18 protein-coding genes, 1 rRNA gene and 1 other RNA gene are annotated in these 23,408 nt (G+C 39.9%); 17 read left to right on the top strand and 3 right to left on the bottom strand.

The genetic code is table 11. The features are described from left to right. Both ACFSGI_RS22365 and ACFSGI_RS22360 read left to right on the top strand, forming a co-directional pair. The coding region (locus ACFSGI_RS22365; RefSeq protein WP_379284470.1) for a beta strand repeat-containing protein at positions 1 to 2,694 on the top strand (2,694 nt) is incomplete at its 5' end. Between the two features lie 163 nt (positions 2,695 to 2,857). Continuing rightward, the gene (locus ACFSGI_RS22360) at positions 2,858 to 4,882 is read left to right on the top strand and encodes a putative bifunctional diguanylate cyclase/phosphodiesterase (protein WP_204827344.1); all 2,025 of its coding nucleotides are present in this window, start codon (positions 2,858 to 2,860) and stop codon (positions 4,880 to 4,882) included. A 32-nt stretch (positions 4,883 to 4,914) separates the two neighbouring features. Here the strand turns inward: ACFSGI_RS22360 and ACFSGI_RS22355 are convergent, their stop codons facing one another. Next, positions 4,915 to 5,556, bottom strand: coding sequence for a DNA-3-methyladenine glycosylase (locus ACFSGI_RS22355; RefSeq protein ID WP_204827343.1), 642 nt, complete (start codon positions 5,554 to 5,556; stop codon positions 4,915 to 4,917). 175 nt (positions 5,557 to 5,731) lie between these two features. Here ACFSGI_RS22355 and speE point away from each other — a divergent pair, with 175 nt between their 5' ends. Together speE and ACFSGI_RS22345 are read left to right on the top strand one after the other, a co-directional pair. Then, a complete protein-coding gene (gene speE / locus ACFSGI_RS22350) occupies positions 5,732 to 6,562 on the top strand; it encodes a polyamine aminopropyltransferase (protein ID WP_204827342.1) in 831 nt (276 codons plus the stop codon). A 161-nt stretch (positions 6,563 to 6,723) separates the two neighbouring features. Next, positions 6,724 to 7,929, top strand: a complete 1,206-nt coding sequence (locus tag ACFSGI_RS22345; protein ID WP_204827341.1) for a WD40/YVTN/BNR-like repeat-containing protein — start codon at positions 6,724 to 6,726, stop codon at positions 7,927 to 7,929. A 63-nt stretch (positions 7,930 to 7,992) separates the two neighbouring features. Here ACFSGI_RS22345 and ACFSGI_RS22340 read toward each other — a convergent pair whose 3' ends face one another. After that, complete coding sequence (locus ACFSGI_RS22340) at positions 7,993 to 9,072, bottom strand: DUF418 domain-containing protein (RefSeq protein WP_204827340.1); 1,080 nt, start codon at positions 9,070 to 9,072, stop codon at positions 7,993 to 7,995. 2 nt (positions 9,073 to 9,074) lie between these two features. Beyond that, the gene (locus ACFSGI_RS22335) at positions 9,075 to 9,653 is read right to left on the bottom strand and encodes a TetR/AcrR family transcriptional regulator (protein WP_204827339.1); all 579 of its coding nucleotides are present in this window, start codon (positions 9,651 to 9,653) and stop codon (positions 9,075 to 9,077) included. Positions 9,654 to 9,920: 267 nt separating this feature from the next. On the opposite strand from ACFSGI_RS22335, the gene ACFSGI_RS22330 reads away from it, so the two are divergent. The 13 genes from ACFSGI_RS22330 to ACFSGI_RS22270 all read left to right on the top strand — a co-directional run. Next, entirely contained in the window at positions 9,921 to 10,358 is a 438-nt protein-coding gene (locus tag ACFSGI_RS22330) for a YwiB family protein (RefSeq protein WP_204827338.1), read from the top strand. Positions 10,359 to 10,388: 30 nt separating this feature from the next. Beyond that, positions 10,389 to 12,068, top strand: a complete 1,680-nt coding sequence (gene argS, locus ACFSGI_RS22325) for an arginine--tRNA ligase (protein ID WP_204827337.1) — start codon at positions 10,389 to 10,391, stop codon at positions 12,066 to 12,068. 185 nt (positions 12,069 to 12,253) lie between these two features. Further along, the gene (gene rpoE / locus ACFSGI_RS22320) at positions 12,254 to 12,799 is read left to right on the top strand and encodes a DNA-directed RNA polymerase subunit delta (RefSeq protein WP_204827336.1); all 546 of its coding nucleotides are present in this window, start codon (positions 12,254 to 12,256) and stop codon (positions 12,797 to 12,799) included. Between the two features lie 275 nt (positions 12,800 to 13,074). Then, the gene (locus ACFSGI_RS22315; protein WP_204827335.1) at positions 13,075 to 14,676 is read left to right on the top strand and encodes a CTP synthase; all 1,602 of its coding nucleotides are present in this window, start codon (positions 13,075 to 13,077) and stop codon (positions 14,674 to 14,676) included. A 367-nt stretch (positions 14,677 to 15,043) separates the two neighbouring features. After that, positions 15,044 to 15,436: a response regulator gene (locus tag ACFSGI_RS22310; protein WP_379284464.1), complete on the top strand. Its 393-nt coding sequence runs from the start codon at positions 15,044 to 15,046 to the stop codon at positions 15,434 to 15,436. Positions 15,437 to 15,590: 154 nt separating this feature from the next. Beyond that, on the top strand, positions 15,591 to 16,445 hold the full coding sequence (fba, locus tag ACFSGI_RS22305) for a class II fructose-1,6-bisphosphate aldolase (protein WP_204827334.1): 855 nt from the start codon (positions 15,591 to 15,593) through the stop codon (positions 16,443 to 16,445). A gap of 143 nt (positions 16,446 to 16,588) precedes the next feature. Then, positions 16,589 to 17,848, top strand: a complete 1,260-nt coding sequence (locus ACFSGI_RS22300; protein WP_204827333.1) for a UDP-N-acetylglucosamine 1-carboxyvinyltransferase — start codon at positions 16,589 to 16,591, stop codon at positions 17,846 to 17,848. A 245-nt stretch (positions 17,849 to 18,093) separates the two neighbouring features. Next, a complete protein-coding gene (gene rho, locus ACFSGI_RS22295; RefSeq protein WP_204827332.1) occupies positions 18,094 to 19,452 on the top strand; it encodes a transcription termination factor Rho in 1,359 nt (452 codons plus the stop codon). Between the two features lie 127 nt (positions 19,453 to 19,579). Further along, positions 19,580 to 19,846, top strand: an RNA gene (ffs, locus tag ACFSGI_RS22290) — signal recognition particle sRNA large type. A gap of 143 nt (positions 19,847 to 19,989) precedes the next feature. Then, complete coding sequence (dnaX, locus tag ACFSGI_RS22285) at positions 19,990 to 21,741, top strand: DNA polymerase III subunit gamma/tau (RefSeq protein ID WP_204827331.1); 1,752 nt, start codon at positions 19,990 to 19,992, stop codon at positions 21,739 to 21,741. Between the two features lie 43 nt (positions 21,742 to 21,784). Beyond that, a complete protein-coding gene (locus ACFSGI_RS22280; protein ID WP_069328593.1) occupies positions 21,785 to 22,096 on the top strand; it encodes a YbaB/EbfC family nucleoid-associated protein in 312 nt (103 codons plus the stop codon). A gap of 51 nt (positions 22,097 to 22,147) precedes the next feature. Continuing rightward, entirely contained in the window at positions 22,148 to 22,744 is a 597-nt protein-coding gene (gene recR / locus ACFSGI_RS22275; RefSeq protein ID WP_204827330.1) for a recombination mediator RecR, read from the top strand. A gap of 485 nt (positions 22,745 to 23,229) precedes the next feature. Continuing rightward, positions 23,230 to 23,408: ribosomal RNA gene (locus ACFSGI_RS22270) — 16S ribosomal RNA — on the top strand; the annotation flags it as partial.

The raw sequence follows: 23,408 nt of genomic DNA, 5'->3' as shown, positions 1-23,408 counted from the left end.
CCAACACCAGGTGCTGCGATTACCGATATCACAGGTGATCAAGGAACAGTGAATATTACAGGCGTAGCTGCAGGAGAAGTCGTGAAAGTGTATGACGCAGACAATAACGTTTTAGGAACAGCGGTAGCAGGAAGTAATGGTTCTGCACAAATCGTATTCACCTTCCCGAACGCGCAAGGGGAATTGTCAGTACGAGTAACCGTGAATGGAACGGAAACGGAAATCACAACATTGCCATACAGTGGAATCGAGATTCCAACGACGCCAACACCAGGTGCTGCGATTACCGATATTACAGGTGATCAAGGAACAATCAATGTAACAGGAGTGACAGAAGGTAATACAATTTCGATCTACAGTGATGCAAATGAAGTACTAGCAACAGGAATAGCAAATGCAAACGGAGAAGCCGTCTTAACGTTTACCTTCCCGAATGCCCAGGGTGAGTTGTCAGTACGAGTAAGTATCAACGGAACGGAAACGGAAATTGCTACATTACCGTATAGCGGAATCGAGATTCCAACAACGCCAACACCAGGTGCTGCGATCACTGATATCGCAGGTGATCAAGGAACAGTCAATGTAACAGGAGTGACCGCAGGCAATACGATCTCGATCTACAGTGATGCGAATGAAGTACTAGCAACAGGAACAGCAAATGCAAATGGAGAAGCAGTCTTAACCTTTACGTTCCCGAATGCACAAGGCGAGTTGTCAGTACGAGTAAGTATCAATGGAACGGAAACGGAAATTGCCACATTACCATACAGTGGAATTGAGATTCCAAGTACACCAACCCCAGTCGCTGATCTAACAACGATCAATGGAGATCAAGGAACAGTGACAGTAAGTGGAGTGGCCGCAGGCAATACGATCTCGATCTACAGTGATGCAAATGAAGTATTAGCAACAGGAACAGCAAATGCAAACGGAGAAGCCGTCTTAACATTTACGTTCCCGAATGCTCAAGGCGAGTTGTCAGTACGAGTAACGGTAAATGGAACCGAAACGGAAATCGCAATACTGCCATACAGCGGAATTGAGATTCCAAGTACACCAACCCCAGCCGCTGATCTAACAACGATCAATGGAGATCAAGGAACAGTGACAGTAAGTGGAGTGACCGCAGGTAATACGATTTCGATCTACAGTGATGCGAATCAAGTACTAGCAACAGGAACAGCAAATGCAAACGGAGAAGCCGTCTTAACGTTTACCTTCCCGAATGCCCAGGGTGAGTTGTCAGTACGAGTAAGTATCAACGGAACAGACACTGAAATTGCTACATTACCGTACAGCGGAATCGAGATTCCAAGTACGCCAACCCCAGCCGCTGATCTAACAACGATCAATGGAAGTCAAGGAACAGTGACGGTAAGCGGAGTGACCGCAGGCAATACAGTTTCGATCTATAGTGATGCGAATCAAGTACTAGCAACAGGAACAGCAAATGCAAACGGAGAAGCAGTCTTAACCTTTACCTTCCCGAATGCACAGGGCGAATTATCTGTAAGAGTCACAGTGAATGGAACCGAAACGGAAATAGGCACATTACCGTACAACGGAGTTGAAGTTCCACCTACTACACCACCAACACCAGTTGTAAATTTGGTTGATGTACAAGGAGCACAAGGAACGATTCAATTAAGTGGTCTACAAGCCGGAGATATTGTTACAGTCCAAAGCGATGTATATGAACAAGGTACTGTACAATTAGGAACAATTACTATTGGAGCAGATGGTACTGGAAATCTTAATATTCAACTTCCAGCTTCTGAAGGACAATTGGTAATCACCCTTAATCGAAATGGTACAACCAATGTTCTTCAGACGATCAATTATCGTGAAGGAGAAACACCACCGCCTACTAACCCGGGTACACCACCAACTAATCCGGGAACATCAAATAATAATGATAATGTAGGTTCTAATCGTACACCAGGCGTTCTAGGAATACCGGCGCCAGTTACTGCTGCTACAGTAGATACACCGGTACCAGTAGTAGAAGAACCAGTAGTCACACCAACCGATGATACGGTGGAAGCAGCTAGTGGAGAAGTAACAGATGTCGATCTGGATAATACTACAAAAGTTACTCTGGCAACGACAAACAAACAGAATTTTAACGATGTAAGTGGACACTGGGCAGAAACAGAAATTAATAGACTACAAGACTTGTCCATTTTAAATGGTGTAGGCGATAATCAGTATGATCCGAATGCATTGATTACGCGTGCACAATTTACACAAATGATTAGTAACTTGTTGCAATTATCGTCTAATACCTCAAATATAACGTATGCAGATGTCTCACCTGATCAATGGCACTATAATGCAATTAATGCTGTATCAGCTACAGGCATCACCAAAGGATATACAGACGCTTCATATCAACCAGATCAACAGATTACACGTGAAGAGATGTCAAATATCCTTAACAACACATTGAGTTATTTGGAGCCATCTACTTCATTTGCAGCAGATGCTAACCAGACGCTTACACCATTTACAGATCGTAATAACACAGCCGATTGGGCAAAAAATAGCCTTGCTACATCTGTAAATGAAGGTATTATGCAAGGTAGACCAAATGGACAGATTGCACCAAAAGATAATACAACACGTGCAGAAGCAGCGGTGACAATCTCACGCCTAATAGACAGAATGGCAACACACTTCAACATCACAGAATAACAACAGTGGAGTGATATCTTTTTATTAACAAATAGATGGTATGATTCGTAAAAGAATCTGCCATCTATTTTTTTAAAATAAACAATTGGGATAATTTACTATAACTAAAATCAGGGAAATAACCGTTCTATTAAGTAGAGAGTTGCTTGAAAGGAGGATGGGTATGGAACATATGGATATTCATTATAATATTTCGATAGTAGTGCTATCGTTAATCATTTCGATATTTGCTTCTTATTTAGCACTTAATCTAGCGAGTAAAGTCTCTCAATCGAGAGGTACGCATAAAATAATATGGTTAAGTTCAGGTTCTTTTGTTATGGGTGGCGGTATCTGGGCCATGCATTTTGTAGGTATGTTGGCTTTTCATACAGGTGTCAATATTCGTTATGATGTTGGAACTACATTTTTATCTGCTTTTGCCAGTATTACCGCTTCGTTAATCGCTTTTTATGTCACATTAGATTCCGTAATGCGCTTATGGAAAATCGCTGTAGGTGGAGCTGCAATGGGCATAGGAATCGTGACTATGCATTACACTGGCATGGCGGCAATGAAGATGGATGCAGACATTACGTATAATCCTTTTTACTTGATGCTATCGGTATTGGTGGCTTTGGGAGCCTCTTATGCTGCTTTATTTTTATTCCGTCGTTTTCGGAACCGACCGAACTTCAGCCTTTGGAAATTGTATAGTTCGATTGTGATGGGATTTGCGATATCAGGTATGCATTATACCGGTATGGCGGCAGCGCAATTTCATTATACTCATACCGATTCAACAGATGAGTCGATGAAAGGGCAACTGTTTTTGATCACTGGAGTAGCTGTCGTCACTTTTTTGATTTTGGCGATTTCATGGGCAGCTATTTTTGTAGAACGTCATATTTTGGAACGGATGGCTTACAGTGATCCTTTAACAGGCTTGCCTAATCGTCATGGGTTACAGCGTTATTTTGAAAAAGAATTTAAACTGCAAAAAGAAGGCGCTGTTTTATTTTTAGACTTGGATCGCTTCAAATCGATCAATGATACGCTCGGGCATGATATAGGAGATGAATTGTTAGTAGAGGTCGCCAAAAGGCTTACTCTTTGTATGGTTGATCAAGGGACGGTGTTCCGCTTAGGTGGCGATGAATTTTTAATTGCGACTAGCAAAGGAATCACTGAAGAGATTGAACAACTTGCAGAACATATTCTAGATGTGGTGAAGAAACCTTATCAATTGGGCGGTATCGAATTATTTATAACAGTTAGTATAGGGATTGCTCTTGTACCTCAACATGGATATGAACGTTCTTTTTTAATGCGCGCAGCCGATACCGCTATGTATGTATCTAAAAATTCAGGCAAAAACAAATACAGTATATTTAGTGAAGATATGAATCGTCGGCAGATTCGAAAAATGGAGCTTGAAAACGATCTTCGGCGAGCTTTTGAAAGTCATCAGCTTTTTATTGTATATCAGCCTAAATGGGATTCGATGCATAATCGTTTGACAGGAATGGAAGCTCTATTGCGTTGGAATCATCCTGAATTAGGTATAGTGTCTCCAGCCGAATTTATCCCTGTTGCTGAAGAAACAGGATTAATTATGCCGATTACACATTGGATGTTAGAAGAGACCTGTCAGCAGAATTTGATCTGGCAAAAACAGCATCATATCTATGTGCCTATTTCAGTTAATATGTCAGCTCGTATGTTTGAATGTCCTAGATTTGCAAATAGTGTTGAACAACTCATTGCCGAAACGGGGATCGAAGCTCGCTATTTAGAGTTAGAAATTACTGAATCGATTGCGATGGATGGTATTGAAGGCACAGTAGAACAGTTGCAGTATATCCAACAACTTGGAGTAAAAATTTCATTAGATGATTTTGGAACAGGTTATTCGTCATTAGGGATTTTAGATGAAATTCCGATCGATATTCTCAAAATTGATCAGATTTTTATTCGCAAAAGCGATATCGCTTCCAAGCAAGCGATTATTAGTACGATTGTAGCTATCGCCGATAATCTTAATCTGGATTTAGTAGCAGAAGGTGTAGAGACTCAAGCTCAAGTCGAATTTTTACAATCGAAAGGCTGTTATGTGATACAAGGATATTATTATGGCAGGCCAATGACGATTTCACAGATGGATCAATGGATACAGTCTATGGATAAAAGGATGTCGCTAGCAGAGTAACTATTCTGCATACAGCGACATCTTTTTTTGTATTAAGAATCCAATCGTAATGAAGTAGGCGTTACATTTTTGGCAGAGACATAGAGATGATTTTTGATATAAAAGCGCCAGGGCTTGCTTGCATATTCTTCGGCATAATCAATATTAATGCGTGGGCCACATTCAATCTCAAATGAATCCTCTTCAAGCTCAGGCGACTGCTCTAAGCGAAGTACACCTCCACTTGCTAACAGATTTAGACCATTTAAAGACTTATCAATTGCCAATGCCTTACAGAGTTTCCCCGGTCCATTGGATAAATTACGAATACGACGCGCATCGGTCGGTCTTAATTGAAGCATCAATTGCTCATCTCGCGTGGATACAGGTTCTACTGCACGAATCAATACAGCTTGCGGATCATCCACATCACCAGTAACTACATTGACACAATGATACATACCATAAATGAGATACACATACGAAGTACCTCCTTGTCTAAACATCATTTCTGTGCGAGCAGTACGGCGATTACCATAAGCATGACTACCTTTATCTTCAGCACCACCATAACTCTCTGTCTCGATGATCCGACAACGTATTTCGCCTACTGGAGTGATCCGGCTAATTATTTGACCGAGCAGACGGGGAGCCGCATCAAGTGCCTTCATTTGGACAATATCTGAGATGTTCATACAATCGACTCCTGTTTCATTTAAAATGTAAGATATTTTTGCAATCTATCTGTGCGTGTAAATCAGTTTAAAGTTCCTTTTGCAGTCTAGGGTTATATCGCGTATAATGCGAAATGAATGTGGTAAGATTGACCTTTTCAATTCCGATAAATATATGCGAAAGAAGGTAATAAATATGGAATTATGGTATACCGAAAAACAAACGCCGGTATTCGGCATTACAGCTAAAATTCGTGAGACACTGGTTACTGAAAAAACAGAATTTCAAGATTTGGCAATGATCGACACTGAAGAATTCGGACGCATGCTTGTACTAGACGGCATGGTAATGACTACGGTTAAAGATGAATTCGTTTATCATGAAATGGTAGCTCACCCTGCACTAAACACGCATCCTAACCCTAAACATGTATTGGTTGTTGGCGGCGGCGATGGCGGTGTTATTCGTGAAGTGTTGAAACACCCTGAAGTTGAAAAAGCAGTATTGGTTGAAATCGATGGTAAAGTAATCGAATATTCCAAAAAGTACTTACCAGAAATCGCTGGCGAACTCGACAACCCGCGTGTTGAAGTATTGGTGAATGATGGTTATATGCATATCATCGAAAGCAAAAACAAATATGATGTAATCATGGTAGACTCTACAGAGCCTGTAGGCCCTGCTGCACCACTATTTGAACGTGGATTCTATCAAGGTATCTATGAAGCACTTAAAGAAGATGGTATCTTTGTAGCGCAAACGGATAACCCTTGGTTCAAAGCGGATTTGATTCAACAAGTAAACAAAGATGTCAAAGAAATCTTCCCGATTGTACATGTATACGGTGCAAATATTCCAACATATCCTAGTGGTCTATGGACATTTACAATGGGTAGCAAAGTACATGATCCTCTTCAAGTGGATGAGACAACGATTCCTGAAATGGAAAGTAACAAATATTATACACCACGTTTACACAAAGCAGCATTTGTGTTGCCTAAATTTGTAGAAGACCTTTGTAAATAAGGATCATAGATTATACGTATTTAGGAATGAATGAAGAAGATCTGTATCCTCTTTTATATAATATAGAAGAAGGCAGGTCTTCTTTTTGTATGAATAAGGTTAATACTATAGTACATAGACTAATATTCCATGTATGTAACATATTCTAGGAGGCTGAATACATGAAGATAAAAGATAATCGTTTTCAATATGGATCATATCCATCGTTAAGTATGATGATGGCATTTGTGTTGTTGCTAGGAATAGTTGGATTTAGTGGAACGTCGGTATCTGCGGCAACGTCTAAAGGTTGCGATGTGAACAGCACTACACTTCAATCTCAATTGGAAAAAGGACGTTCCTCTAGTATTCAAGAAGATATTCATTTTACCGATACAGACTTTTTGAGTCAGACCACAGGTCGAGTTGCAGGAAATGGATTTCTGCTCGGTACTTCTGACGGTGGATGTCACTGGCAAAAGATTTATACAGGCACATGGCAGTTTAGCCAGATTGAATTTACAAGTAATACACAAGGTTGGGCCTTAGCAAGTGCTGCTTCTGGACAAAAACCTGTCTTTTTGACGACAACAGATGGTGGCGCTACTTGGAAAAAGCCATATAATGGGAATCTTCGATTTACCAAAATCGATAAAAAATCTGGAAGTACTGGTTTTGCATATACCACATCAGGCGTATACAAAACGATTAATGGTGGAGCAGCATGGACAGCGATTCCTACACCTGCCAATACACGCGGTGGTTATTTCCAGGATAGCAATACAGGCTGGGTAGTCAAAACGGTATCAGGTAGCAATAGTGGATATCGTATTATGCAAACGATAGATGGCGGAAACAAATGGACCACTTCGCTTAGTGTAGGCTCGCTTGAAGTATCTGGTGGCGAAATTTATGCGAGTGGCAAGCAAGTATGGGCAATCTTGTACAGCGGAACAGGAATGTCTCAAGTATCGTATTCAGTCTATGCAAGCTCAGATAGCGGTACAAGCTGGCGCCAAGTGTTCGGACAGTCCACAGCAGGTGGCGGTAAAGCACCGGGTACAGGAGCTTTAGGCAATGGTGAAGGGCCTGCTCAACCAGGTGGACATCCTGGTAATATGCAATTTGTAGGTAGTACAATAGCATATCTTGCAGGTGGCTCACCAGCAGGAGGTAAAGTAGCTGTAGGAAGATCGTTAGACAGTGGTAAAACGTGGAAAAATATGCCGGCGACTATAGACGGTAGCAGTGCGAACATTTCATTTTTAAGTCAAAATGTAGGTTACCTTGCAGTTACCGATTCTTTAACTCCAGCTATCTATATCACCAAAGATGGCGGTAAAACATGGTCTGCTACATTAAAATTCACTGCAACAGATAAAAATTAATATAACAACAAAAAGCAATCTGTCTTTTAGATAGATTGCTTTTTGTTATATGCTGAATAGAGACTAGCAAAGTTTACGCATCATTAATTCGATAGGACCTCGATCAATTCGTTTCCGCCAAAAGTAAGAAAAGATTAAAGCAAATACAAAATATAAAAAAGAATACGATGTAGAAAACACTAAATTTTTATTTTCTAAGTATCCAATCAACTGCAAGAATTCTAATCCAATCAAAACATGCCCGATGTAATGTGTAAGAGAAAGTTGCCCTGTATAGATGAAGCTTTGTGTTAACCAAAAGGTGCTAGTTTTATCGATAATATAAAAACAAGCAGTTAATACACATAAAGCCGAGCAGGTTGCTGAACAAATATATAACGTAGTAGGAGGCATAGGTTTGGTAGTGAATAAGTAAGTTGCTGACTCATAATCTAACCATGGAGAGGAAAAGCGAATACATAGATAAGAAATCGTTTCAAATATAAAAGTACCTGTTAAAGATAAAACAAATATTTTTTTGCGATACTGCAGATTCGTCCAATCTTTACGCCCCAACCACATACCGATAAGAAAAAAGCTAAACCAGGGAAAAAGAGGATGAAATCCATTTAAAAATAAATTGCGTAAAAATCCTGAAATCTTCCAGAAATCTACATATTCATGAAAAGAAGCATCCCAGCCTTTAGCGTAATTAAATAGGAGTAGAAATAACTGTGAACTTCCTACAATCATCACAGCTATTCCTACCAGTAGACGATCGGAAGCTGTAATCAATAAAGAACCCAAAATCATAAATACAGCATAATAATGGAGTATATCTGCATTCCAGCCTACAAGCAGTAATAGGCAGCCAGCAATTAATAAAAACAAAGCTCTACGATACAATTGGCTACGGTTTTTACGAATCAGTGTTGGATCTTTAGATATTCTAGCTCTGCGTGTCATTAAAGAAATACCAAACCCTGCTAAGATCACAAATAACGCAGATGCTCTTCCTTCAAAGATTCCTTTAAATAGATTAAGCGATGCAAAATGACTTTGAGTAGATTCCATAGCTATTTTATAGTTCACAATAATCATACCTAAGATCGCCAACGCTCTGGCATAATCAAGAGCTACAATACGAGACAGGTTTGGATTCATTTTCAATCTCCTTTAATGATACTTTGTACGGTTTTGGTCCAAATATCCTCGTATCTATAATGGAATCCATAGCCTACAAAGTTATCCATACCATCAATAATCATAGTGAGTGTTTGAGCCGCTAGAGCAAGATCTTGAGTATGAACAACCTCGTAAGAAGCTCCGCATTGCAGTAACTTTTCAAAACCAGTATTAAATCCTTCTAAAATAGTTATTAACGTTTGAGCATAATGCACTTCTCGATAACCGAGTGCTTGGTACTGATTCATTATTCGAGCGTAATACTCGTCGGTCTGTTGAGCCGCTAATATTTTTAGTCCATCCTGTATAAATTGTTGTTCAAAATTTTGCTTCGTATAACTGGTAATATCAAAAAAATATTCAAATCTAATATTTTGGCAAATTTCATCAAATAAAGCATCGATAATGGAACTTTTAGACGGAAAATGATAATAGAGAGCGGGTTTGCTCATTTTTAATTCTTTACTAATCATAGACATACTCGTTTTATCAAAACCATGTTCAGCAAATAAACGATACGCAATTTCTAAAATATCTGCATAAGTCGATTTTTTAACCATTCTAATATTAACTCCTTTAATTTTACTTACCGGTAGGTAAAATAAGTTTATAACAAAAGAAATTAAATTTCAATTCCTTATTATAAAGCTAGCGAAGATCACAAAACGAGTATTTGGCTACAAAAACGAATTTTTTTGCTCAGAATCTCTACGTATAGTTCAATATAATGGTACAATAGAAAAGATTGAGCTTATTGAATTAATCGTGAAAATGTTCTATATTCAACAAGCTAACATGGCGCATCATCAAAAATGGAGCTGGATCTTATGACTGAATTCAATCAGGTACAATTGACATTGCAAAGCGATCAAGATGGAGAGCAAAGCACAACTCAATTTATCGGGCAGGCTTTTCAAAAAGGCAGCAGTTTATATATTCGTTACACCGAATCCGCAGATACTCTTCAGCAGGAAGTTCGTACTGTCGTGAAGATCGATGATCATGAAGTGAAAATTATGAGACGGGGCGCTGTAGAATCAGATCAGACTTTTCGTCAAGAAGAGCGATTGCCAGGTTCTTACCGTTCACCGTTTACAACATTTACACTTTTGACACACACTACACAATTGACACAAGCGCTAGATGGACATCTTGGACGTGTAAACTGGGAATACGAATTGTATGTGCATGAAGAGCTTACAGGGACATTTAAGATCAGTTTACATATACAGGCATTGGATACACATGAAGTAGCAGAAATGTGAGCCATGCGAACACAGGAGGAGCAGTAGAAGATGACACGTAATCCATTGGAACAAAGTCGCAGTGCAGTAAAAGAAGCTGTGCATGCAGCCGTAATTGCAGCGAATATTGTAAGCAGCGAAGAAGTACCTGAAGTGGTACTTGAAGTACCGAAAGACAAAGCGCATGGAGATTTGGCAACAAATATTGCAATGCAATTAACTCGAATTGCTAAAAAGAACCCGCGTCAGATCGCAGAAGATATTATCGCTAATCTTGATCTCAAACAAGGTGATATTGAACATGCAGAGATTGCAGGCCCTGGATTTATCAATTTCACGTTGAACAAAAGTTATCTGTACCCGGTGATCCAAGTGGTAGCAGAGCAAGGTGAAAATTATGGACGTATTGAGCATGGCAAAGGGGAAAAAGTAGAAGTTGAGTTTGTCAGTGCGAACCCAACAGGAAGTCTACATTTAGGGCATGCTCGTGGAGCTGCTTTTGGCGATGCATTGTGTAATATTTTTGACTTTGCAGGCTATCAAGTAACACGTGAATACTATATTAATGATGCAGGTAATCAAGTATCGAACTTGAGTAGCTCGATTGAAGCTCGTTATTTGCAAGAGCTAGGTCAAGATGCTGCGATGCCAGAAGATGGTTATCATGGTGCAGACATTAAAGGTTTTGCTAAAGAATTAGTAGAGCAAGAAGGCGACCGTCTACTCTCTCAATCACCGGGCGAACGTGCTGCCTTTTTCCGTCAATATGGTCTGGAAAAAGAATTGCAAAAGATCCAGCGTGATCTAGAAGCGTTCCGCGTGAAGTTTGATATCTGGTTTAGTGAGACTTCTCTATATGAGACAGGTCAAGTACTAGATGCATTAGACGAGCTACGTGAGCGCGGAGAAGTCTATGAACTTGATGGTGCAACATGGCTTCGTACAACTGCTTACGGTGACGATAAAGACCGCGTATTGATCAAAAATGATGGGACGTACACGTATTTGACACCGGATATCGCTTACCACAAAGACAAATACGGTCGTGGTTACGATAAAATGATCAATATCTGGGGTGCTGATCATCATGGATATATTCCACGCATGAAAGCAGCGATGCAAGGACTTGGTAACGATCCTGAGAAGTTGGTCGTATTGATCGCACAAATGGTGAGTCTGTTCCAGGATGGCGAGAAAGTCAAAATGTCCAAGCGTACAGGTAAAGCAGTCACAATGGAAGACTTGATGGCAGAAGTAGGCGTAGATGCTATTCGTTACTTCTTTACGATGCGTAGTATCGATTCTCATCTTGATTTTGATATGGACTTAGCTATCTCAACATCGAATGAAAATCCTGTATTCTATGTTCAATATGCGCATGCACGTATCTGTAGTATTTATCGTCAAGCAGAAGAACAAGGTATTCAGGTACCTCCGTTGTCTGAGATTGATTACAGCTTGTTAACCAGTGAGCATGAATACAATCTATTGCACAAAATGGGCGAATTGCCACAAGAAATAGCTCTAGCTGCTGATAACTATGCTCCACATCGCTTGATTCGCTATGTATACGAGTTAGCATCTATGATGCATAGCTACTACAAAGCGGAGCGTACATTGACAGATAATGAAGCACAAACGGCTGCTCGTCTAGCTCTATTAGGTAGCGTTCGTACCGTTATCGTGAACGTACTTCGCCTTGTTGGAGTGTCTGCTCCAGAACGTATGTAATCGTCAGATATTGTCGTAAATCTAGAACGTTATATCTCAAAATACGCAAAACTTCCGATTTTTTGTAAAAAACTTGATTTTTGCTGATAAATAGGTTTTACTTAACTCAGCATTTTGCATTTTTTTGTGCGAAAAAAACGTGAATAATAAAGCGTGAAAATGGATCCGAGAGGAAGTGTCCGTAAGTGAGTACACCGCAAGAATTAAAAATCGATCCGGAAAAGGTACACGAAATTCCGATGGTAGATTTGGCTGTTGCTATTTTGAAAAAAATCAATACGCCTCTATATTACCGTGACCTGATGAAGGAAGTTGCAGAACTACGTGGCTTTACTAAAGAACAAACTGATGAGTATATCGCTCAACTATATACTGAAATTAATGTAGATGGACGTTTTGCCTGCGTAGGTACTAACCTATGGGGTCTTAAACGTTGGTATCCGCTTGAGCGTGCAGAAGATCCAATCGCGAACGCGAAGCGCCCTCGTATCATCAACGATGAAGAAGATGATGATATCGAAGACGAAGAATTCAACAATGAAGATGTTGTTGATGCAGACGAAACAGAAGATGAGAACTATGATGCAGTAGACGAAGATTCGGACGATATCTTTGTTGACGGCGAAGATGACGATGAAGACAAAGCTGATCTTGTTATCGACGACGAAGATGAAGATGACGACGATGAAGACGAAGATGAAGAATATGTAGAAGAAGACAATAAAGAGTAATCTTAAATAAAGAACGATGAAAGTCTGCCTGTTTTGGGCAGGCTTTTTTTCTTGAGGATATGTCTTGACATGGTACAAAGATACAGAGTAAACTATTGCTTGGGCTTATCATTTAAACCTATAACTAAACGTATACGCATTTTCTCAAATGCTGTAATAAATAAAAGTGCCCCGTAGCTACGGGTGTCACTTTTTTTGTTTTTTATAAGGAAAAGGGGCTGTGTAACCCCCCATATATCGCCGGAATTTCTGGAAAATAATTAGGAGGTCATACAGTGGCAAAGTATATTTTTGTAACAGGCGGAGTTGTATCTTCACTCGGCAAAGGGATTACAGCAGCATCACTTGGTAGATTGTTAAAAAACAGAGGTTTGAAAGTAACGATTCAAAAGTTTGACCCGTACATCAATATCGATCCAGGTACTATGAGCCCTTATCAACATGGCGAAGTATTTGTAACCGATGATGGCGCAGAAACAGATCTAGATCTTGGACATTACGAGCGTTTTATCGATATTAACTTGTCCAAAAATAGCAATGTAACAACAGGTAAAGTATATTCCTCCGTAATTAGCAAAGAACGTCGTGGTGAATATTTGGGTGGAACAGTACAGGTTATCCCACATATTACAAATGAAATTAAAGAGCGTGTATTCCGCGCAGGTCGTGAATCCGGTTCTGATATTGTGATTACAGAAATCGGTGGTACTGTAGGCGATATTGAAAGCCTTCCGTTCCTTGAAGCGATTCGCCAGATCAAAAGTGATGTCGGTCGCGAAAACGTAATGTATATCCATGTGACTTTGATTCCTTATATCAAAGCAGCAGGTGAAGTCAAAACAAAACCGACTCAACATAGCGTTAAAGAATTACGCAGTATCGGTATTCAACCTAACGTAATTGTATGTCGTACAGAATATGAATTATCCGAAGATATGAAAGCTAAAATTGCCTTGTTCTGTGATATTGATGCCAATGCAGTGGTAGAGTGTCGTGATGCTTCTTCCCTTTATGAAGTACCACTTAACTTACGTGATGAAGGTCTAGACGAGATCGTGGTGAATCATCTTAAGCTAGATACGCCTCAACCGGATATGACAGAATGGGAAAGCCTACTTAATCGTATCAAAAACTTGGAAAAAACAGTTGAGATTGCGATTGTTGGTAAATATGTAGCTTTACATGATGCGTACTTGAGTGTAGTGGAGTCGTTGTCACATGCAGGATATCATGCGAATGCTGATGTGAAATTGCGCTGGGTGAATGCAGAAGAAATCACTGACGAAAACGTACACGAATTGCTTGGTGGCGTAGGTGGTATTCTTGTTCCAGGTGGATTCGGTGATCGTGGTATCGAAGGTAAAATCAGTGCTATTCGTTACTCACGCGAACGCAGTATTCCTTACTTTGGTATTTGCCTGGGTATGCAAGTATCAGTTATCGAATATGCGCGTGCTTTTGCAGGATTAGAAGGAGCGAATAGTTCTGAAATTAATCCAGCTACTCCTTATCCGGTAATCGACTTGTTACCAGAGCAAAAAGATATTGAAGATCTAGGCGGTACAATGCGTCTTGGCTTATATCCTTGTAAATTACAACCAGGTTCACTGGCGATGGAATGTTATGGAGAAGAATTGGTATATGAACGTCATCGTCATCGGTATGAGTTCAACAATCAATATCGTGAACAAATTGAACAAATGGGTATGAAAATCTCCGGTACTTCTCCAGACGGTAGACTGGTAGAAATCGTAGAAGTTCCTGAACATCCTTGGTTCTTAGCAGTACAATTCCATCCAGAATTTACTTCTCGTCCGAACCGTCCGCAACCGTTATTCCGTGAATTTGTCAAAGCTTCTATTAAGCATCAAGGTTAATTCATAATAGATTTAGTACAAAACGATTTCTTTCTCATGATAGAGGAAGAGATCGTTTTTTTATTAAAATACATAAAGACGATATATTCTTATATTCTCTTCTAGACCATGTACCGTTTATAATGAGTAGAAGAAAAGAGTAATTATAAATAATGGTTATTATTAGAAAGTAAACCTAAATTTTGTTGGGACAAATTTGTGAATTAAGCAGGAATTTCACAAGTCAGAGCGAATTTGTATATTATGTTATACAGCATAAACTTTTACAACTATCCGACAACGAATTAAATTATGTATTCGTCATCATTCTAATTAAGAAAAAAATCACAGCATAATACTTTAGCAGCGATGAAGGGAAGGATGACAGGTGGAACAAGTACAGAAGAAAATACTTATTGTAGACGATCAAAATGGCATTCGAATTTTACTGATGGAGCTTTTTGGAAATGAAGGATATCAGATGTATCAAGCAGCTAACGGTAAGGCAGCGCTTGAAGTGGTAGAGAAAGATAACCCCGATCTTGTTCTTTTAGATATGAAAATTCCAGGTATGGATGGACTGGAAATTTTGAAGCATATCAAATCAACTCATCCTCATATTAAAGTGATTATGATGACGGCTTATGGAGAATTAGATATTATCAAACAAGCCAAAGATTTGGGGGCAATCAGCCATTTCACCAAACCTTTTGATATTGATGAAATGAGAAATGTAGTGGATCAAAATCTAAAAGGAAATCAAGTCGATCAGCAAAAATAAAAACCTATCCTCTAAAGATAGGTTTTTTGCTATGCAAAGACGCATAGCTCTTTTTAAATTGCTTGTTTAGTATTTGAAGTGGGTTGTGTTATAATAAGCAACGTATGCGAGTATCGGCTTACAAATACCCAACATTCTCGAGGAGGATATCATTATGCCATTAGTATCTATGACAGACATGTTAAACAAAGCACTTGAAGGAAAGTATGCAGTTGGACAATACAACATCAACAACCTGGAGTGGACTCAAGCGATTCTGGGAGCAGCGGAAGAAGAAAAATCACCAGTAATCCTGGGTGTATCTGAAGGTGCTGCACGTCACATGGGCGGATTCACTACTGTTGTTAAAATGGTAGAAGGATTGCTTCATGACATGAAAATCACAGTTCCAGTTGCTATTCACTTGGATCATGGTTCAAGCTTTGACAAATGTAAAGAAGCGATCGACGCTGGATTTACATCTGTAATGATCGATGGATCTCACCATTCAATCGACGAAAATATCGAAATGACTAAAAAAGTAGTAGACTATGCACATGCTAAAGGTGTTTCTGTTGAAGCTGAAGTTGGTACTGTAGGCGGACAAGAAGATGACGTTATCGGTGGCATCATGTATGCTGATCTTAACGAATGTGTACGCATCGTTAAAGAAACAGGTATCGACACATTAGCTCCAGCATTGGGTTCTGTACATGGTCCTTACCACGGCGAGCCTAACTTGGGCTTCAAAGAAATGGAAGAAGTACGTGACGCAGTTCAAATTCCATTGGTATTGCATGGTGGTACTGGTATCCCTAAACACGATATCGACAAAGCAATCTCTTTGGGTACATCCAAAATCAACGTAAATACAGAGAACCAAATCGTATTTGCAAAAACAGTTCGTGAAGTACTTGCTGCTAAACCAGATGCTTACGATCCTCGTACATTTATTGCACCAGGTCGCGACGCTATCAAACAAACAGTTATTGGTAAAATCCGTGAGTTTGGAACAAGCAACAAAGCGTAAGAATATTGTTTTTGCATAAGACATTTAAATAGCAGATTGTGGGAAGCACACCGCTTAGTCGGTGTCTTTCCATTTTCATTGCCAAAATTCAACATCACGTATCGTTTACCGGATGCAAAACACGTAGGGGGACATTAAGCTTTATGGAAAAATTAATGATTAGTGGCGGACGCCCGTTGCAGGGAACTGTAACGATCAGCGGTGCAAAAAATAGTGCCATTGCGCTTATTCCTGCGGCATTGCTTGCGGAATCGGAAGTCGTGTTGGATAACTTGCCGCTATTAAGCGACGTAGCCGTTTATGCTGAGATTTTAGAAAATTTAGGAGCAAGTGTAAGCTGGCACGAAAGTGAAAACCAGATGCGCATTGATCCAAGTAATGTTAGATCTATTCCAATGCCCAACGGTCCTGTCAAAAAGCTAAGAGCTTCGTATTATATGATGGGCGCACTGCTTGGACGTTTTGGAGAAGCCACGATCGGTCTACCAGGAGGCTGTAATTTTGAACCTCGTCCAATCGATCAACATATCAAAGGATTTGAAGCTTTAGGTGCAACAGTAACAAATGAGCATGGTTCGATTCATTTATATGCGAAAGAATTACGTGGAGCTAAGATTTATTTGGACGTTGCCAGTGTAGGAGCAACGATTAACATTATGCTTGCGGCTGCAAGAGCCAAAGGGCACACTATTATTGAAAACGCGGCGAAAGAGCCTGAGATTATAGATGTAGCAACATTATTAAATGCTATGGGTGCAAGTATCAAAGGTGCAGGTACAGAGACAATTCGTATTGAAGGTGTCACTGAAATGCATGGCTGTAGACATTCTATTATTCCTGACCGTATTCAAGCAGGAACATATATGGTAGCAGCAGCAGCGACTCGTGGTAATGTTTTGATCGATAACGTTATTCCTAAGCATTTGGAAGCTATTACTGCCAAATTATTAGAGATGGGCGTGCAAGTAGAAGAGTTAGATGAAGGTATCCGTGTGATGGGTAGACCTACGTATAATCATGTTGATGTAAAAGCATTGACGTACCCTGGATTTGCTACTGATTTACAGTCACCGATGACAAGTCTACTTACACAAGCTCAAGGTGTAAGTGTACTTAGCGATTTTGTATATAGTAGCCGCTTCAAGCATGTGCCTGAACTGGCGCGTATGGGCGCTAAAATCAAAGTCGAAGGTCGCTCTGCTATTATTGAAGGAGCACCGCTTAATGCTGCCAAAGTAAAAGCAATGGACTTGCGTGCAGGAGCTGCGCTTGTGATTGCTGGCTTAACAGTGCCTGAAGGTATTACAGAAGTGTCTGGTGTTGAATTTATCGACCGCGGGTATGATCATTTGGTCGAGAATTTGCGTAATCTAGGCGCAGATGTGTGGAGAGAAATCGTCTAAATAGGTTATATCATCATATTTCAAGTCATCCCTCTGTTGGGGAGGAGAACTCTTTTGTATTTTTGATAAAATACATACCTCTTGAATATCTCCTCCCAAAATGGGTAATGCTATCCTATGAACCAAGTTGAAAATTCCACTCCTTTTACATGAAGTTTCTCAATCTTCCGAATTATTGTAGTTTTGTTTTAGTTTACTTATATTTGTCTCAACAATCTTGATAAAATTGAATAGGTGGTTATTTTATGGATTTACAAATTTCCGATTTGGAAGAAATGAAGCTGACTGATCTGTATAAGCTAGCCAAACAGTATCAGATTCCTTACTATGGACAGCTCAAGAAAAAAGAATTGATTTTTGCTATTTTGCGCGCACAAGCTGAAAAAAGTGGTTTGATGTTTATGCAAGGTGTGCTCGAAATTTTGCCTGAAGGTTATGGATTTTTACGACCAATTAATTATCTTCCTAGCCATGAAGATATCTATATTTCAGCTTCGCAGATTCGCAAGTTCGATCTTCGTACAGGTGATCTCGTCTCTGGTAAATGTAGAGCACCTAAAGAAAATGAACGTTACTTTGGATTACTTCAAGTCAATGCAGTCAATGGAACAAGCCCTGAACAAGCCGCAGAGCGTCTTCATTTCCCGGCATTAACTCCTCTTTATCCACAGGAAAAATTAGTGTTAGAAACCGCTCAAAATAAACTATCAACTCGTATTATGGATGTTCTTGCACCGGTTGGACTTGGACAACGTGGTCTAATTGTTGCACCTCCCAAAGCAGGTAAAACATTGCTTCTTAAAGAGATTGCCAACAGTATCTCTACCAACAATCCCGAGATTGATTTGTTTGTATTATTAATCGATGAGCGTCCTGAAGAAGTAACAGATATGCAGCGTTCGGTTAAAGGTGAAGTAGTTGCTTCTACATTTGATGAATTGCCAGAAAATCATATCAAAGTAGCTGAATTAGTGCTTGAACGTGCACTTCGTCTAGTAGAACATAAAAAAGACGTTGTTATTTTGTTAGATAGTATTACTCGTTTGGCACGTGCGTATAATTTGGTGATTCCACCATCTGGACGTACACTAAGTGGGGGTATAGATCCAGCAGCTTTCCATCGTCCGAAGCGTTTCTTTGGTGCTGCGCGTAATGTAGAAGAAGGTGGTAGTCTTACTATTCTGGCTACAGCTTTGATTGATACAGGTTCACGTATGGATGATATTATCTACGAAGAATTTAAAGGTACAGGTAATATGGAACTTCATCTGGATCGCAAATTGGCAGAACGTCGTATTTTCCCGGCAATCGATATTCGTCGTTCCGGTACACGTCGTGAAGAAGATTTGTTAGGCAAAGAAGAATTAGATACGATCTGGCATATTCGCAAAAACATGAACGAAACTCCTGACTTTGTAGATGGTTTCCTCAAAAAAATGCGTAATACAGAGACTAACAAAGAGTTCTTAGCATCTTTTGATACTTCTGAAGAAACAAATCCAAAAGGTAAAACCAGCAGTGCTAAAAAGCCAGCAAATAGCAGTACTTCAAGCAGTGCAGGCAGACGCCCAACACGTTCTACGGCTTCAGCTTCAACCAAATAATGTTCAGATTGCAATCTAGTAGCGTCCCATCTCTTGAGCGCTATTTGATTTGATAAAAATGAATTTTTTGAAAACAAAATATCTGTCCATTGCAATAGACGCTTCTCTCGGTTATAATAACTTAATGCCGTGCTAGACGGGGAGGTAGCGGTGCCCTGTAACTCGCAATCCGCTGTAGCGAGGTTGAATTCCTGTTTTAGGTTTTGTCGATGTGAGGCTGGTATCTGAATACGGTGTTGACGGCTGGGTCCTTCGCAAAGGACGTCTGTGAATCTGGTCAGGTTCGGAAGAAAGCAGCCATAAGCAGTTTTGTTCTTGTGCCGAAGGAGTGCCTATCCTGAGTCGTGGTTCAGAAGAACCGCTTGGATCGCAACAATCAATGACAGGTGCACGGTATATTATAATGTATGTAATAACACCTTTTGTCTCAGGACATCAGGTGTTTTTTGTTTGTTAAATAAGGTTACTGCTGTTTTGCTTGGGTCTAATCTATAGTATAATTAAGTGAAGTATTCAAAGAAGAAAGAGGGTAAGCAAGTGGAGCATATCGCACTTTATCGTGCTTGGCGACCACAGTCGTTTCAGGACATGGTTGGACAGCAGCATATTATTCAAACGCTGCAAAATGCCATTCGGGAAGAGCGTATTTCACATGCCTATCTGTTCAGTGGTCCAAGAGGAACAGGTAAAACGTCTGCTGCCAAAATTTTTGCAAAAGCGATTAACTGTGAACATGGGCCGGCTATAGAGCCGTGTAATGAATGTGAAACTTGCAAAAGGATCACATCAGGCAATATTATGGATGTGCTTGAGATTGATGCTGCATCCAACCGTGGTGTAGAAGAAATACGTGATCTACGGGAAAAAGTTAAATACGCGCCTACTGAAGTACGACGCAAAGTATATATTATTGATGAAGTTCATATGTTAACAACAGAAGCGTTTAATGCATTGCTCAAGACGCTTGAAGAACCACCAGCTCATGTTGTTTTTATTTTAGCTACAACAGAACCTCATCGATTGCCAGCTACGATTATATCGCGTTGTCAGCGTTTTGATTTTCGTCGTGTATCTTTGATCGAGCAGACAGACCGTCTTGCATTGATTGCAGGAGAAGAGCAGATTGAAGCCGATCGTGACGCATTAGAATATATTGCTCGCCTATCAGACGGAGGGATGCGTGATGCAGTAAGTATTCTGGATCAAGTATCTGCTTTTACAGATGGCAAAGTAACTTATACTCAAGTGTTGCAAATGACAGGTGGTATCGCTTCTGAACAGTTTGCTGAACTTGCATCTGCTTTGTTACATGGCGATATCGCCAAAGTATTACAGATGGTAGAGTCATTTATGCAAGAAGGCAAAAGTGCAGAGAAATGTATGGAGAACCTGCTTTATTATTTCCGGGATGTTTTAATGATTAAGATGATTCCACAAGCAGGCGATTTAACAGAGCGCATGCTCGATCCCGAGATTTTTCGAGAAACAGCGTCCGCATTTACAAAAGAACAATTGTTTGCCATGATTGATACGTTGAATCATTATCAGACTGAAATGAAGTATGCTGCTCAGCCTCAGATGTTATTTGAGGTCGCTTTACTAAAATTAGGCAGTATACCGACCAGTGGAGCAAATGGAGGTTCTACAGCAGATGTAGCTTCTTCCTCAAGTAGTCATACACCTACAGACGCTTCAGAGATTCGACAACTCAAACAGCAATTAGCCCAATTAGAACAAAAGTTAGATAAAGCGTTAAAATCAGGAATAGCAGCAAGTGGCGATGCAGGCGACCGTAATCAAACAGGTAGTTCAGGCAGACGCCCTCCAACAGCAAGAGTATCCTCAGCCGCTAAGATTCCTTCTCAGATTCAGAGCTATGTAAGCAATCGCAATCATAACGATTTTACAAAAGTATCTGGATCATGGGGCAAAATCCTACAACGGGTTAAAGAAGAGAAGGTGACGATTCATGCTTGGTTTGTGAATTGTGAACCGGTTTCGATTCATGAAGATGCCGTTTTAGTTGCCTTCAAACACGATATGCATCGGGAAACAATTGAAAAGTCTGTGAATAAGCAGATCGTAGAGTCTGTTCTAGAAGAAGTGTTAGGAAGCTCTCATCGATTGGTCACTATGATGCAGAAAGATTGGTTAGAAGCGATAGAAGGAGCTCATGAAGATCCTGTAGAAGCATTAGAACTAGAGCATGAAAGTGAAAATGCTGGTGAACCGCTAGTAGACGAAGCTATTCAACTATTTGGTGAAAGCTTGGTTGTTGTCAAAGAATAGCTATAACAAAAAGACGTATACTTTAATTGAGGAGATGATAATAATGGGTAACATGAACCAAATGATGAAGCAAGTTAAAAAAATGCAGGAACAAATGCTAAAAGCACAGGAAGAGCTAGGTACTAAAACATTAGAAGGTAGCTCTGGTGGTGGCGTAGTTACAGTACAAGTCAATGGACACAAAAAAGTAACAGCAATTACGATCAAACCAGAAGCAGTAGATCCAGATGACGTAGAAATGCTACAAGATCTAGTGATCGCTGCTGTAAATGATGCTATGGGCAAAGCGGAAGAGCTTGCTAATAAAGATATGGGTAAATTTACAGGCGGTATGAATATTCCAGGCCTGTTCTAAAATAATGAATCGTCATTCATAAAATGACTATTCTCAAAGGAGATCGCTGTATTGTATTATCCTGAACCGATTGCCAAACTGATAGAAGCCTTTACACACTTGCCGGGAGTCGGACCTAAAACAGCAGGACGACTTGCTTTTCATGTGCTCCGTATGAAGGAAGACGACGTGATCGATTTTGCTAAGGCTCTGGTTAATGTAAAGCGTAATCTCCACTACTGTTCTGTATGTGGTAATATCACAGACACAGATCCATGTCAGATTTGTCAGGATAAGACGAGAGATGCCTCTGTTATTTGTGTTATACAGGAAGCCAAAGATCTGGTAGCTATGGAACGTACTCGAGAATTTGATGGGTACTATCATGTGTTACATGGAGCGATTTCTCCTATAGAAGGCATTGGCCCTGATGATATCAAATTAAAAGAGCTATTAAATCGTCTTAGTGATGAGCGTGTACAAGAAATCATTCTGGCAACTAACCCAAATATTGAAGGTGAAGCGACAGCTATGTATATTTCGCGACTGGTTAGACCTTTCAATATCAAAGTAACAAGAATTGCTCATGGATTACCTGTAGGTGGAGATCTAGAATATGCGGATGAAGTTACATTATCCAAAGCATTAGAAGGACGCCGAGAATTATAAGAGGTAGATCTAACCTCTAAAGAATTAGCAGATCTATTGAAAAGGCACAAAGCCCAGTATTAAAGGCTTTAGTGCCTTTTTATTTATAAATACAAAGCAAGTTAGCCACCATATAATATCAATTCAATATCAATTGTAAAAACAGTTTAAATAAATAGTTGACGTTTATTTAATATTCGTGCTATATTAATCAACGGTCATTTTATTTCTGACACGAACGCTAAACAAAGCATTTCAATCTGAATATAAAGCTTCATTTAATAGAGCTGAAAAAAAGATTGAAAAAAAGTGTTGACGAAATGAAATGAGCATGATATATTATAAGAGTTGCTGATGCGATAACGCGTCGGTGCACAAAAGCAAAATAACGAAATGTTTGATCTTTGAAAACTGAACAACGAGTGAGTAAATTAAAGGTCTTAGCCGACCTTTACAAAATAGAGAACTTCGGTTCTCGCCAGTTTTAGATTGAGCAAGTCAAACACTTTATGGAGAGTTTGATCCTGGCTCAGGACGAACGCTGGCGGCGTGCCTAATACATGCAAGTCGAGCGGAGTTGACGAGAAGCTTGCTTCTTGGATACTTAGCGGCGGACGGGTGAGTAACACGTAGGCAACCTGCCCTCAAGCTTGGGACAACTACCGGAAACGGTAGCTAATACCGA

The sequence above is a fragment of the Paenibacillus nicotianae genome (genome assembly GCF_042681745.1).
Classification (GTDB): Bacteria; Bacillota; Bacilli; order Paenibacillales; family Paenibacillaceae; genus Saccharibacillus; species Saccharibacillus nicotianae.
This window is presented reverse-complemented; position numbering and strand designations above follow the sequence as displayed.

Excerpts from the sequence above, each read along its gene's own strand:
- fba (WP_204827334.1), top strand. The coding sequence starts at position 15,591 with ATGCCATTAGTATCTATGACAGACATGTTAAACAAAGCACTTGAAGGA.
- rho (WP_204827332.1), top strand. The coding sequence starts at position 18,094 with ATGGATTTACAAATTTCCGATTTGGAAGAAATGAAGCTGACTGATCTG.
- ACFSGI_RS22335 (WP_204827339.1), bottom strand. The coding sequence starts at position 9,653 with ATGGTTAAAAAATCGACTTATGCAGATATTTTAGAAATTGCGTATCGT.
- ACFSGI_RS22355 (WP_204827343.1), bottom strand. The coding sequence starts at position 5,556 with ATGAACATCTCAGATATTGTCCAAATGAAGGCACTTGATGCGGCTCCC.
- ACFSGI_RS22330 (WP_204827338.1), top strand. The coding sequence starts at position 9,921 with ATGACTGAATTCAATCAGGTACAATTGACATTGCAAAGCGATCAAGAT.
- ACFSGI_RS22340 (WP_204827340.1), bottom strand. The coding sequence starts at position 9,072 with ATGAATCCAAACCTGTCTCGTATTGTAGCTCTTGATTATGCCAGAGCG.
- ACFSGI_RS22360 (WP_204827344.1), top strand. The coding sequence starts at position 2,858 with ATGGAACATATGGATATTCATTATAATATTTCGATAGTAGTGCTATCG.
- argS (WP_204827337.1), top strand. The coding sequence starts at position 10,389 with ATGACACGTAATCCATTGGAACAAAGTCGCAGTGCAGTAAAAGAAGCT.
- ACFSGI_RS22345 (WP_204827341.1), top strand. The coding sequence starts at position 6,724 with ATGAAGATAAAAGATAATCGTTTTCAATATGGATCATATCCATCGTTA.
- speE (WP_204827342.1), top strand. The coding sequence starts at position 5,732 with ATGGAATTATGGTATACCGAAAAACAAACGCCGGTATTCGGCATTACA.
- ACFSGI_RS22300 (WP_204827333.1), top strand. The coding sequence starts at position 16,589 with ATGGAAAAATTAATGATTAGTGGCGGACGCCCGTTGCAGGGAACTGTA.
- ACFSGI_RS22280 (WP_069328593.1), top strand. The coding sequence starts at position 21,785 with ATGGGTAACATGAACCAAATGATGAAGCAAGTTAAAAAAATGCAGGAA.